At 70.6% G+C, this 11,742-nt stretch carries 15 protein-coding genes; 6 read left to right on the top strand and 9 right to left on the bottom strand.

Annotated features, from left to right (window positions below):
- A partial coding sequence (locus tag G6031_RS09275; protein ID WP_182653094.1) for a TIGR01777 family oxidoreductase occupies positions 1 to 796 on the top strand: 796 nt, incomplete at its 5' end.
- A 9-nt stretch (positions 797 to 805) separates the two neighbouring features.
- Here the strand turns inward: G6031_RS09275 and G6031_RS09270 are convergent.
- The 3 genes from G6031_RS09270 to G6031_RS09260 are packed head-to-tail and all read right to left on the bottom strand — an operon-like array spanning position 806 to position 3,299.
- On the bottom strand, positions 806 to 1,450 hold the full coding sequence (locus G6031_RS09270; protein WP_179523648.1) for a TetR/AcrR family transcriptional regulator: 645 nt from the start codon (positions 1,448 to 1,450) through the stop codon (positions 806 to 808).
- Positions 1,451 to 1,505: 55 nt separating this feature from the next.
- The gene (locus tag G6031_RS09265; protein WP_182653093.1) at positions 1,506 to 2,813 is read right to left on the bottom strand and encodes an SPFH domain-containing protein; all 1,308 of its coding nucleotides are present in this window, start codon (positions 2,811 to 2,813) and stop codon (positions 1,506 to 1,508) included.
- A gap of 51 nt (positions 2,814 to 2,864) precedes the next feature.
- A complete protein-coding gene (locus G6031_RS09260; RefSeq protein ID WP_179523646.1) occupies positions 2,865 to 3,299 on the bottom strand; it encodes an NfeD family protein in 435 nt (144 codons plus the stop codon).
- A gap of 73 nt (positions 3,300 to 3,372) precedes the next feature.
- On the opposite strand from G6031_RS09260, the gene G6031_RS09255 reads away from it, so the two are divergent.
- A complete protein-coding gene (locus G6031_RS09255) occupies positions 3,373 to 4,263 on the top strand; it encodes a cation diffusion facilitator family transporter (RefSeq protein WP_179523645.1) in 891 nt (296 codons plus the stop codon).
- A 2-nt stretch (positions 4,264 to 4,265) separates the two neighbouring features.
- Positions 4,266 to 4,715 (top strand): MmcQ/YjbR family DNA-binding protein, encoded by a 450-nt coding sequence (locus tag G6031_RS09250; RefSeq protein WP_179523644.1) that lies wholly within the window; start codon positions 4,266 to 4,268, stop codon positions 4,713 to 4,715.
- A gap of 5 nt (positions 4,716 to 4,720) precedes the next feature.
- Here G6031_RS09250 and G6031_RS09245 read toward each other — a convergent pair whose 3' ends face one another.
- Positions 4,721 to 5,791: an aromatic acid exporter family protein gene (locus G6031_RS09245; protein WP_182645517.1), complete on the bottom strand. Its 1,071-nt coding sequence runs from the start codon at positions 5,789 to 5,791 to the stop codon at positions 4,721 to 4,723.
- Positions 5,792 to 5,956: 165 nt separating this feature from the next.
- Here G6031_RS09245 and G6031_RS09240 point away from each other — a divergent pair, with 165 nt between their 5' ends.
- Positions 5,957 to 6,424: a hypothetical protein gene (locus G6031_RS09240; RefSeq protein WP_179523642.1), complete on the top strand. Its 468-nt coding sequence runs from the start codon at positions 5,957 to 5,959 to the stop codon at positions 6,422 to 6,424.
- 49 nt (positions 6,425 to 6,473) lie between these two features.
- Positions 6,474 to 6,779, top strand: coding sequence for a hypothetical protein (locus tag G6031_RS09235; RefSeq protein WP_179523641.1), 306 nt, complete (start codon positions 6,474 to 6,476; stop codon positions 6,777 to 6,779).
- A gap of 49 nt (positions 6,780 to 6,828) precedes the next feature.
- Here G6031_RS09235 and G6031_RS09230 read toward each other — a convergent pair whose 3' ends face one another.
- From G6031_RS09230 to G6031_RS09210, 5 genes are all read right to left on the bottom strand, one after another.
- A complete protein-coding gene (locus tag G6031_RS09230; RefSeq protein ID WP_241731450.1) occupies positions 6,829 to 7,701 on the bottom strand; it encodes an alpha/beta hydrolase in 873 nt (290 codons plus the stop codon).
- Positions 7,702 to 7,772: 71 nt separating this feature from the next.
- The gene (locus G6031_RS09225; RefSeq protein ID WP_179523640.1) at positions 7,773 to 8,750 is read right to left on the bottom strand and encodes a glycine betaine ABC transporter substrate-binding protein; all 978 of its coding nucleotides are present in this window, start codon (positions 8,748 to 8,750) and stop codon (positions 7,773 to 7,775) included.
- A complete protein-coding gene (locus G6031_RS09220; protein WP_179523639.1) occupies positions 8,747 to 9,511 on the bottom strand; it encodes an ABC transporter permease in 765 nt (254 codons plus the stop codon). Before G6031_RS09220 ends, G6031_RS09225 begins: the two co-directional genes overlap by 4 nt.
- Positions 9,508 to 10,701 (bottom strand): ATP-binding cassette domain-containing protein, encoded by a 1,194-nt coding sequence (locus G6031_RS09215; protein ID WP_179523638.1) that lies wholly within the window; start codon positions 10,699 to 10,701, stop codon positions 9,508 to 9,510. The genes G6031_RS09220 and G6031_RS09215 overlap by 4 nt, the downstream gene beginning before the upstream one ends.
- Positions 10,698 to 11,342, bottom strand: coding sequence for an ABC transporter permease (locus G6031_RS09210; protein WP_182609363.1), 645 nt, complete (start codon positions 11,340 to 11,342; stop codon positions 10,698 to 10,700). Before G6031_RS09210 ends, G6031_RS09215 begins: the two co-directional genes overlap by 4 nt.
- A 130-nt stretch (positions 11,343 to 11,472) precedes the next feature.
- Between G6031_RS09210 and G6031_RS09205 the strand changes: the two genes are divergently transcribed.
- Positions 11,473 to 11,742 (top strand): inositol monophosphatase family protein (locus G6031_RS09205; RefSeq protein ID WP_277820098.1); only part of this gene is annotated, 270 nt, incomplete at its 3' end.

The following is an 11,742-nucleotide window of genomic DNA, read 5'->3' as shown; positions in this document are numbered from 1 at the left end:
CGAACGCAGGTGGGACACCGCGGACCCCGATCCGACGCTCCTGGACGGCGTGGACGTGCTGGTGCACCTGGCGGGCGCCTCCATCGCGGGCCGCTTCACCGACCACCACCTGGCGACGGTCCGCGACAGCCGGATCGGGCCCACCCGTAGGCTCGCCGAGCTGGTCGCCGCGCGGGACGGCGCCACGGCCATGGTGTCCTCCTCCGCCATCGGCTACTACGGTGCCGACTGCGGGGACCGGCTCCTCACCGAGGAGGCCGGGCCGGGACCCGGGCCGCTGGCCGAGATCGTGGCCGAGTGGGAGGCCGCCTGCGAGCCCGCCCGCAGCTCGCGCGTCCGGGTGGTGACCATGCGCACCGGGCTCGTCCTGTCCGGAGCGGGCGGGATGCTGCCCCCGTTGGCCGCCATCACCCGGACGGGCCTGGGTGGGCGACTGGGGTCGGGCAGGCAGTGGATGTCCTGGATCGCACTCGACGACCTCACCGACATCTACCTCCGTGCCGTCGTCGACCCGTCGCTGACCGGAACCGTCAACGCCGTCGCTCCGGAACCGGTCACCAACGCGCGGTTCACCCGCGTCCTGGGCTCGGTGCTCCACCGTCCGACCGTGGTCCCGGTCCCCGGTTTCGCGCCGGGCCTGGTCCTGGGCAGCCGCGGGGCGGACGAGCTGGCGCTGGCCGACCAGAGGGTCGACCCGGCGGTCCTGCGCGCGGTCGACCACCCGTTCCGCTACCCCGGGCTCAGGGCCGCGCTGGCCCATGAACTGGGCGGGGAGAAGGTGCCCGCGGCGCTCTGAGGCACTGCCTCAGCGCTGCAGGATCATCGGGACCAGCACCCGCCGCGCCAGCGCCCGGATCTCGTCCTCGGTCTCCAGGACGGGCGGGCCGTCCGGCATCACGGCGATGGAGTGCAGGAAGCGGCCCACGACACTGCCGACCTCGCGGGACAGCGTGTCGAACTCGTCCGCGTCCATCGGTCGGGTGTGGACGTCGGCGTTCCAGGTGCTCCGGATGAACTCCGCGACGATCCCGGTGATCGCGCCCAGAACCGAGTCGGACTGACCGGCGAGCATCGCCATGGCCTCGACCTTGTCCACCTCGACGAGGCGCTGGAGCAGTTCGCTCCTACGGATGTCGAAGACCGTACCGACGAGCAGGTCCTCGACGTGCCGGACCGGATCCCACTCGAGGGACTCGAACGGGGTGAACCGCGCGTTGACCGACATCATCAGTCGCTGCGCCTCATGGGCGTACAGCGCGCGGAGGATCTGCTCGCGCGGACCGAGCCTGCGGTACAACGTCACCCGCGTCACCCCGGCCGCTCTGGCGATGTCGTCGGTGCTCGCGCCCTTGATACCGCGTTCCGCGAACACCGAGGCCGCCGCCTCGATCAGACGGATGTCCTCGGCATCGGGTGGCTGGGCGCCACCGCGTCCACTGTTACGTGCCACACGGGCATGTTACTTCCAGTGGTCGTGGCGGCGCCCGCGACCCGGCCGGATCGGGTCAGGGACGGTCCCGGCCGGCCTCGTCGACCGGGTATGCGCCCTGCTGCAGGCCCTGCTCGAGATCCACGCCGGGGTCGATGCCGGCGGGCTGCCCCGGCTGTGCCCCCTGCGAGCCCGAGAGGGCGGGGGTGTCGTCCGGGGCGATCCCGCCCTCGGACGAGGGGACCATGTCGAAGACCCCGGGCTTGGGCTTGGACTTCGGCTTCTCCGTGGCGGTCGCGGACGACGACGCCCCCTCCGCGGCGGCCTCGGCGGCCGCGACGGACCGGGCGATCTCCGGGTCCGTCGAGGTGTCGAACCAGTGCTCGGGGGCCGACGGCAGATCTGCGTCGTCATCGGTGGCGGGCGGCTCGTAGCGGAACACCCCGTCGTCGTCCTTCTTGGCCACGGCCTTGGCGAAGTTCTCCAGCGAGTCCCCGAACTGCGAGGGGATCATCCACATCGTGGCCGCGTCGCCCTTGGCCATCTCCGGCAGGTTCTGGACGTACTGGTAGGCCAGCATCTCCGGCGTGGGCTTGGAGGCCTTGACGGCCGCGTTGACGCGGGCGATGGCGGCCGCCTGGCCCTCCGCCACGAGGTAGCGGGCGGCCCGCTCACCCTGGGCACGGAGCATGCGCGACTGCCGGTCGGCCTCCGCGTTGAGGATCGAGGCCTGCTTGTTGCCCTCGGCGTCGAGGATGGAGGCCTGCTTGGCGCCCTGGGCGGTGGTGATGGCGGCCTCGCGCTGCCCCTCGGCGGTGAGGATCGTCGCGCGCTTCTCGCGATCGGCCTTCATCTGCTTCTCCATCGACTCCTGGATCGACAGCGGCGGGTCGATGGACCGCAGCTCGACACGGGCCACGCGCAGGCCCCAGCGGCCGGTCTCGGAGTCCAGTACCCCACGGAGCTGCTTGTTGATCATGTCGCGGCTGGTGAGCGTCTGCTCGAGCGTGAGCCCACCGACGACGTTGCGGAGCGTGGTGGTGGCCAACTGCTCGACGGCGACGATGTAGTTGTTGATCTCGTAGACCGCGGCCTTGGGGTCGGTGACCTGGAAGAAGACGACCGTGTCGATGTTCAGCGTGAGGTTGTCCTCGGTGATCATGGACTGGGGCGGGAAGGTGACCACCCGCTCGCGCAGGTCCACCTTCGCGCGGACCCGGTCGATGAACGGGATGATCAGGGTGAGCTGACCACTCACCGTGCGCTGATAGCGGCCGAGCCGCTCGATGACCGCGGCCTCCGCCTGCGGGATGAGCTTCACCGAGCTCACCACCACCGAGGCGATCAATATGACGATGACGGCAAGGAAGATCAAGCCACCCATGGTTTCCTCCTGTTGTGTCGTGCTGTCGGCTGTGTGTCGGACTCGCGCTCTCTAGATGCCACGCACGACGATCGCGGTGGCCCCTTCGATCTCATGCACGAGGACCTTGTCCCCCGCGTCGAACGTCTCGCCCTCGATGAGCGGGCGCGCCGTCCAGGTGTCCCCCGCGATCTGCACGAGGCCGCCGGCCGGCCCGATCGCCTCGACCACGGTGCCGTCGCGTCCGGTCAGCGCGGCCGTGTTGGTGTCGTGCTCGGGGAGCGCGGACAGGAGGCGCCGGCGCACGAGGGGTCGTACCCCCGCGACGAGGATGATCGAGACGAGGGCGAACGCCAGGGCCTGCCCCCAGACCGGCGCGCCGAGCGCGGCCGCGGCGGCCCCGCCGAGTGCACCCCCGGCGAGCATGATCAGGAACAACTCCCCGCCCGCCGCCTCACCGGCGGCGAGCAACACCGCAACTGCGAGCCAGGCAAGTCCTACATGCATGTCTACGACCCTACCGACATCCGGCGTTCGGCAGGGGGGACGTCGTCCCACGAGCGGACTACGCTCACATGACGTGTCGACTCTCAAGAAGTTCGCGTGGCTGTCGGTGGCCACGTCGATCGTCACCATCTCGCTCAAGATGGTGGCCTGGTGGGTGACCGGATCGGTCGGGCTGCTCGCCGACGCGGCCGAGTCGGTGGTCAACCTGGTGGCCGCGGTGGTCGCGCTCATCGCCATCACCGTCGCCGAGCGCCCGGCCGACGACGACCACCAGTACGGCCACTCCAAGGCCGAGTACTTCTCGGCCGTGGTCGAGGGCGCGATGATCTTCGTGGCCGCGACCTTCATCCTCTACACGGGTGTCGAGCGACTCATCAACCCCGTGCCGATCGAGTCCCTCGGACTGGGCCTCGCGATCTCCGTCGTGGCGGCCGTGATCAACGGAATCGTGGGGACGTTGCTCATCCGGGCCGGGGTCCGACACCGGTCGCCGACCCTGAAAGCCGACGGGAAACACCTGATCACCGACGTCGTCACCTCGGTCGGCGTCGTGGTCGGGGTGACCCTGGTGTGGATCACCGGCTGGGAGTTCCTCGATCCGGTCGTCGCGATCGCGGTGGGGCTGAACATCCTGTTCATCGGGTACAGGCTCGTCCACGAGTCCGGGATGGGGCTGATGGACGCGACACTCCCCGAGCAGGACAACAGGGCGATCCAGGAGGTACTGGACAGGCACCGGCAGCCGGGTCGGGTCGACTTCCACGAGTTGCGGACCCGCGAGTCCGGCCGGTGGCGGTTCGTCGAGTTCCACGCGCTCGTCCCCGGCGACTGGAGTGTCGAGCGGGGTCACGATCTGGTGGAGAAGGTCGAGCAGGAGATCCATGCCGCGCTCCCGCACTCCCACATCACCACCCACCTGGAGCCGATCGAGGACGAGCGCGCCTACAACGACGTGAGGCTGTAGTCATGGGCCACCCGATCATGTTCGACGACTCCGATCCGCTGCTCGCCCGGTTGCGTCGGATCTGCCTGGCGCTCCCCGACGCCGCGGAGAAGATCTCGCACGGGCGGCCGAACTGGTACACCACCAAGGTCTTCGCCTCCTACGGCGGAACGGTCAAGGGGGACCACGCGGATCCCCTGCTCGCCCGCGCCCTGCTGTTCCTCCCGGACCCCGAGGACCTGCCGGCCCTCGAGCAGGACCCGCGCATCGTGGTGCCCGCCTACGTCGGCGTCCGGGGATGGCGGGCGCTGCCACTGGACCGGCCCGGGGAACACGGGGCGGGCGATCCGGGCTCCGTGGACTGGGACGAGGTCGCCGAGCTGGTCGAGTCCTCCTATCGGCAACTCGCCGGGGCCCGGAGGGTCGCCCGCCTGGACGCCGAACAGCGGGAGGCCGGCCGGGGGGAGCGCTAGGCCCCTTACCGGACCTCCCGCTCCGAGGCGACGTCGTCGATCAGCACGGCGATGTGGAACATGCTGGTCAGCAACGAGCCGTAGACCGGCCAGGAGTCCCGGGGCAGTCGGCCGTCCTCGGCCATGGCGTGCGTCAACCCCACCAGGCGGTCGTGGATGGACGCCATCTCGGCATCGGGATCGGCTATCGCGTGGCCGGCGTCTCGAGCGATCGAGGCCCACTCGCTGCGGAAGCGCTCGTCCCACGGCCCCTCCGCATAGGTGGCCTCGTGGAGAGTGCGGATGAGGTGCCTCATGTGCGAGACGGCCTCGTCGACGCGACCCAGCACCTCCTCGTAGTCGACCCCCTCGCCGGCAGGCTGTCCGCGGCCGAGGCGCTGGCGGGCCAGGCGGGGATTCGAGCGGCGGCTCTCGCGGGCGAAGTGCACCGTTCCCCACGCGGTCTCGACCTCGTCGGACACCGACTCGATCTCGCGTCTCCACGCGTCGGCGGCGTCGGTCTCCCAGGAGGTGGAGAACTCGTCGGACATGTTGATGAGGATGTCCCCGATCCGGCGGTCGATGCGGTCCACGTGGCTGGCCGCCTGTTGATCCCGCATCGGAGGGATGATCAGGAGATTGACCAGCACGCCGATCCCCACCCCGACGGCGACCTCGATGATGCGGTCGAGGAGCAGGGGCTGTTGGTCGGAGAACCCGCTGGAGAGCACGAACACCGCGGTGGTGGCGATCGCGACGCCCTCGTCCCGGATCCAGGTGATCCGGGCGCCGGCCAGACCCACGAACATCGCCAGGGCGAAGGTCCACACGTTGACGCCCAGGTAGAACCCGATGAGGAAGGACAGGCCGACGCCGATCGCGGACGCCACCGTCGTCTGCACTCCCCGGGAGAGCGACCTGTGGACGGTGGCGTGCACGGTGAGCAGGGCGGTCCACGGCGCCAGGAACGGCAACGGCGAGTCCAGGACGTGCGCGGAGAGCCACCACGCGGCCGTGGCGGCGATCACGCTCTTGACGATCTGCAGCAGGTCGGTCCTGACGTCGGGCCGGCCCGCGAGTTCTCGGAGTCGTGGCATACGCAGCATTCTCGTGGGTGGCCCGACGTGACGACAATCCCGGGCCCGGCGACCGTCGGGCGAGGTGACCGTCGGGCGAGGTGACCCCGGTGCGGTGCCCGACTCTGCCCTAGGGTCGGTGGGTACTCGAGTCAGCCGTATCGCTCATCGTCCCCGGAAGGACCCATGGACCCGCTCAGTTCCCCCACCCTGTCGGCGGTGACGGTCGATCTCGGCCTCGACACGCGGCTCACGCTGCTCGCCGCCGGACTGGTCTTCCTGCTGGCCCTGGGGCTGGGGGTGTGGAAGTACCGGCAGATGGCCACGAGCGCGGACCACCTCGCGCACCCCTACGTCGACATCGCGCACCGGGCGGCCCTGCTCTACTCCTTCGCGATCCTGCTCATCGCCGCGTTCGTGGAGCTGAGCAGCTGGCCCACGTGGGTGAACCTCGCGGCGGCGGGGGTCCTGGTGTTCTTCTTCGTGGTGGCGATCGCCAGCTACATCGTCCACGGCGCGCTGCGGGACACGACCAACCAGTTCGAACACCCGTCGACCATGCTGCGGGTCGGGATGCTGGCACTCATCGTGGGGGAGATGGGCGGGTTCGCGGTCCTGCTGGCGGGATTCGTCGACGGTCAGTTCCTGGCCTAGCAGTTCCTGGGCTGAGCCGATTTCCGGGCGGCGCGGTTAGGCTGGCCGTATGCCGCTGCGCCCCCGTTCCGACGCCGCCTCCCCGAGGAAGAGATCGTCCGAGGGCATGGACCTGGGCACCCGGTCACTGGTGCTGGGGGTGGGGTCCCTGGCGCTGTCCTGGGTTCCACTGCTCAACATCATCGCGTTCCTCGCCGCGCTGATGGCCGTCGCCTTCGGATTGCTCGCGCGGTGGCCCACGGGGTGGCTCACCAACCAGGAGCCGGACCCGCGCCGGGGACTGGTCGGGGTCGTCCTCGGTGGGGTCGCGATCGTCGTCTTCGTCGTCACGGCCGTGCGGTACTCCGCGCTGTAGCAGCACCGACCCCGCCGACGGCACCGGCCTCGGCGATCGCGGTGCGTCCTCAATGCGAGTTGGACACCACCCAGCCGATCGCCGTGCGCATCCGACGGGCGAAGGTCCCGGGATGGGTCGCGCACGCGGCGTGGCCGGCGCTGATCGGGAACACCGCGCTGTGCGGCAACAGATCTGCCATCTCGTCCTGGATCCACCGGGGGAAGGCGATGTCGCGCATGGTCTTGACGACCGCGACGGGCAGCTCCAGCTCGTGGAGCCACGACGTGGAGTTGAACCGGGCCACCTCCGTGATCACCGTCCTGTGGGTCGCGAGGGGCACGGAGGCCAGTTCCCGCATCGCCCAGGTGTAGGCGCTGGGCACCTCGTCGTCGATCTCCCTGGCCACCTCGACGGGTACGGCGTTGAGCACGGGGGCGCCCCGGGTCAGCGATCCCATCGTGATCTTCTCCAGTGCGTTGCGCTGGGCACCGGTACCGGTGGCGGCCAACACCAGTCCGCCGAGGCGGGAGGGGTCGCGCCGGGCCGCGAGCTGGGCGACGATGCCGCCCATCGAGTACCCGCCGATGACCGGTTTCTCCAACTCCAGGTGGTCGGAGACGCGCAGCACGTCCTCGCCCAGCGCCCCGAAGTCGAACGGGCCGCCGTGGCCCATCCCGTGGCGGCGCTGGTCGTAGGCGATGAGCCGGTACTCGCCCCGCAGACGCTGGAAGGTCTGATACCAGTTGAGCATCCCGGTGGCGGCCATCCCGTGCAGCAGGACGACCGGCGTGAGGTGCTCCTCGCCGGTGTCGTAGAGCCTGGTGGTGACGTCGTCGGTGAGGGTGACGATCCGACCGGCCGGAAGCAGCGTCATGTCCGGCGCCATCCGCGGAAGGCGCGATGCCGACCTCGGGATCGCGGCCAGCGGGTTCCTGGTCATGAGTGTCCTCCTCGGGTACCTGACCCCGATTGTTCGCCTCTTCGCCGCGCTCTGCACGACCGGACGCGCGGTCACTCCGCGGAGACCAGTCCCCGGTCCACCAGGAAATCCCTCGCGACCAGCGCCGGATCGTCGCCGTCGACGTCGACCCGCATGTTCATCTCGACCATCACCTCGTTGTCGAGGACCTCGACGAGCGGCGCGAGGACCTCCTCGATCTCGGGGTGCGCGTCCAGGAACTCGCCCCGCACCACGGTGGCGAGGTTGTAGACGGGGAAGAAGCGCTGGTCGTCCTCCAGGACAACCAGGTCGAGGCCCTTGACCCGGCCGTCGGTGGTGTAGACCTCGCCGAACCGGCACTCCCGGCCGGTGGCGGTGGCCTGGTAGATGATCCCGGGCTGCATGATCGGCACCGGGACCGTGGCCGCGTCGAAACCGTAGGCCTCGGCCAGTCCGGGCCAGCCGTCACGGCGCACGGAGAACTCGGTCTCCATGCAGGTCACGGCGGAGTCCGGATCGGTCTGGACGAGCCGGGCGTAATCGGAGAACGTGCGCAGCCCGGTCTCCTCCGCGGTGGCCCGGCTCATGGCGAACGAGTAGGTGTTGTCGACGGTCGTCGGGGGCAGCCACCGGATGTCGTGGGCCTCGAGGTCGGCGTCCCGGACGGCCACCCACTGACCCTCGGGGTCGCGGATGGGTTCCGAGTTGCCGAGATAGCTCATCCACGCGGTGCCCGTGTACTCCATCCCGATGTCCACCTGGCCGGTGACCAGGGCCTGCCGGAAACTGTTTGACCCGGCCAGCGAGGACATGTCGGAGACCTCCATCCCGGCGGCGGCCAGGAGGAACTCCACCAGGTAGCTGCTGATCACGCCCTCGGTGAAGTCCTTGCCGCCGACCGTCACGCGCACCCCCTCGAGCGCGGGGACGGTGCCGTCCGGGCCGGGGCCCACGGGCAGTGGCACGGACCCGCCGTCGCTCAGCCCGCACCCGGTCGCCACGAGCACGGTGGCCAGACACGAGGCGAGGAGTCGCTTCACGGTGGTCATCGCAGCCCCCTCGGGTTGAACAGGACCTCGCCCACCCCGCCGAGCCAGTCGACCAGCAGGGCCAGGCACACCGCCAGGACGGAACCCACCACGAGTGTGGTGGTGTCCTGGAGTCGGTAGCCGGTGTCGATGAAGATGCCCAGCCCGCCCGCGTCCACCAGGAAGCTCAGCGTGGCGGTGCCGACCGCCAGGACGAGCGTGGTGCGGAGCCCGGCCAGGATGAACGGCACCGCGAGCGGCAACTCGACCGTGCGCAGGACCCGGCTCGTCGTCATGCCCTGTCCCCTCGCGGCGTCGATGAGCGCGGGATCCACGTTCCGGATCCCCACGATCGTGTTGCGCAGCACCGGGAGCAGTGAATAGACGGCCACGGGCAGGACGCCGATCCAGAAGCCGGTCCGGTTGGTGGCCAGGAACAGCAGCACGATCAACCCGATCGCCGGTGCCGCCTGGCCGACGTTGGCGATCCCGATGGCGACGGGCGCGAGGAAACCCATCCGGCGGCGGGTGAGCAGGATCCCCAGCGGCACCCCGACCGCGACCACGATCGCGGCCACGGTGAAGGTGATCTGGACGTGCTCGAGGGTGCGCTGGGTGATGGACGAGGCGTTGAGCGAGGCCCTCTGGGTCTCGTCGAGCTCGGTCCCGAAGGCCCACCACAGCACGCCCACCGCGGCCAGCGTGATGAGGACCGGCTGGACCACCAACCGGGCCGAGTCCGCGCGGGACGCGGCGCGGGAGGCGGTCGCCGCGGCGCTCACGAGCGCTCCGCGGGGTCCGGGGAACCGGGGACGTTGTGGTGGTGGTGGATGCGCCGGAGCTCTCCCACCAGGTCGTCGATGCCGATCGTCCCCCGGTACGCCCCGGAACGGTCGACCACCACGGTGGTCGCGCTGGCGGTCGAGAGCAGCCCGTCGAGCGCCTCCTGGAGCGTGGAGTCGACCGTTACGGTGCCGGCCACCGGCTGGCCACCGGAACGCAGGTCGGGCATCCGCGCCACCAGGTCCCCGCGCACCCAGCGCAGGGGGCGCCCGGAGTCGTCCAGGACCACCGCCCACTCGTCGTCCGTCCCGCGTACGCGGGAGGCGAAGTCGGCCGGGTCCTCCGACTCCCTCGCCGTCGTCGCCTCTCCGAGGTCCACGTCCCCCACCCGCCGGAGGGTCAGTGTCTTCAACGCCGCGTCGTCGCCGATGAAGCCGGCCACGGTCTCGTCGGCCGGGTTGGCGAGGATGGCCTCGGGGGAGTCGAACTGCAGGACCGACGAGCCGGGCCCGAGCACCGCGATCCGGTCGCCGAGCCGGACGGCCTCGTTGAAGTCGTGGGTGACGAAGACGATGGTCTTGTGCAGCTCCTCCTGCAGGCGGATGAGCTCGTCCTGGAGGGAGGCGCGGGTGATGGGGTCCACGGCGCCGAACGGCTCGTCCATGAGCAGCACCGGCGGGTCCGCGGCCAGGGCGCGCGCCACCCCGACCCGCTGCTGCTGGCCACCGGAGAGCTGGGCGGGGTAGCGGTCGCGGTAGTCGGCCGGGTCGAGGCCCACCAGCTCCAGCATCTGGTCCACGCGGTCCGCCACGCGCGACTTCCTCCACTTGAGGAGCCGGGGCACGGTCCCGACGTTCTGGGCGACCGTCAGGTGCGGGAACAGGCCGGACGCCTGGATGGCGTAGCCGATGTGGCGCCGCAGGGTGTCGGCGTCGAGGGTCCGGTTGTCCTGGCCGTCGATCGTGATGGTCCCCGAGGTGGGTTCGATCAGCCGGTTGATCATCCGCATCGTCGTGGTCTTGCCACAGCCGGAGGGACCCACGAACACGGTGGTGCGTCCGGCGGGCAACTCGAGCGAGACGTGGTCGACGGCCGGTCGGTCCTGGCCGGGGTAGACCTTGGTGACGTCGTCCAGGGTGATGGGCACCCCGGACACGGCGCCGGCGTCGTGCGCGGTGGGTGTGGTCACTGGTTCCCCCTGATGGTGAGGCGTCCGAGGAGGACGAGGAGCGCGTCGAGGACGAGCGCGAGGACGACGATGAGGACGGTCGCCGTGAGCGCCATCGGCAGCGCGGTGGGCGTCCCCACCCGGGAGAGCCCGGCGAAGATCAGGTTCCCCAAGCCCGGGCCCTTGGCGTAGGCGGCGATCGCGAGGATGCCCATGGACATCTGGGTGGACACGCGGATCCCGGCGAGGATCGACGGCCACGCCAGCGGGATCTCCACCCGGCCCAGGACCCCGATCCGGCTCATCCCGACCCCGCGCGCGGCGTCCACGGTGGCCGCGGGGACGGCGTCGAGTCCGACGATGGTGTTGCGCAGGATCGGCAGCACCGCGTAGATCACCAGTGCCGTCATGGTGGGCAGCACGCCCAGCCCCAGGATCGGGATGAGGAGTCCCAGCAACGCGAACGAGGGCACGGTCAGCGCGGTGGCGGCCAGGCCGGTGGCCACGGCGGAGCCGGCCCTGCTGCGGTACACCGCCACGCCGACGGCCACCGACAGCAGCGTGGCCAGCAGGACCGCCTGCACGGTCGCGCTGACGTGCTGCCAGGAGTCGGTGGCGAGCTGGAGCCGGCGGGTGGAGATGAAGTCCACGAGGTCGTTCAACGTATCTCGGCTCCGTCCGTGCGGTTCGGTCTGCTCACGCTATCCGGATGGGCACGTGTAGAGGGGTGGGAACGAGTATGTCGCGGTGGGATCCGGCGTGCGACCGGTGGCCGTGATGCACCATGGGGCCATGACTGCGAGGCCCGACCGCCCCCTGGACCCTGACCTGATCGAGCACCTCGACGAGCTGCTCGCCGCCACCGGCAGGATCGCCCGCCGCCACTTCCACGGCGAGCTCGAGGCGCTGGTCGCCGGCGACAAGGGCGGGGGGCGGGGGTACGACCCGGTGACCGAGGCCGATCGCGACATCGAGGCGTTGTTGCGGGCCGGGATCTCGTCGATGGCGCCGGGGGACCGGGTGGTGGGGGAGGAGAACGGCGAGTCCGGGCCCGCGGACGCC

It is taken from the genome of Dietzia sp. CQ4 (assembly GCF_014145125.1).
Classification (GTDB): Bacteria; Actinomycetota; Actinomycetes; order Mycobacteriales; family Mycobacteriaceae; genus Dietzia; species Dietzia natronolimnaea.
Note: the sequence above shows the minus strand (reverse complement) of the source record. Positions and strands in the feature narration are given on the sequence as shown.

Coding starts and splice junctions, on each gene's coding strand:
- G6031_RS09265 (WP_182653093.1), bottom strand. CDS start 2,813: ATGGGTGGCTTGATCTTCCTTGCCGTCATCGTCATATTGATCGCCTCG.
- G6031_RS09250 (WP_179523644.1), top strand. CDS start 4,266: ATGGGCCACCCGATCATGTTCGACGACTCCGATCCGCTGCTCGCCCGG.
- G6031_RS09240 (WP_179523642.1), top strand. CDS start 5,957: ATGGACCCGCTCAGTTCCCCCACCCTGTCGGCGGTGACGGTCGATCTC.
- G6031_RS09235 (WP_179523641.1), top strand. CDS start 6,474: ATGCCGCTGCGCCCCCGTTCCGACGCCGCCTCCCCGAGGAAGAGATCG.
- G6031_RS09260 (WP_179523646.1), bottom strand. CDS start 3,299: ATGCATGTAGGACTTGCCTGGCTCGCAGTTGCGGTGTTGCTCGCCGCC.
- G6031_RS09245 (WP_182645517.1), bottom strand. CDS start 5,791: ATGCCACGACTCCGAGAACTCGCGGGCCGGCCCGACGTCAGGACCGAC.
- G6031_RS09230 (WP_241731450.1), bottom strand. CDS start 7,701: ATGACCAGGAACCCGCTGGCCGCGATCCCGAGGTCGGCATCGCGCCTT.
- G6031_RS09225 (WP_179523640.1), bottom strand. CDS start 8,750: ATGACCACCGTGAAGCGACTCCTCGCCTCGTGTCTGGCCACCGTGCTC.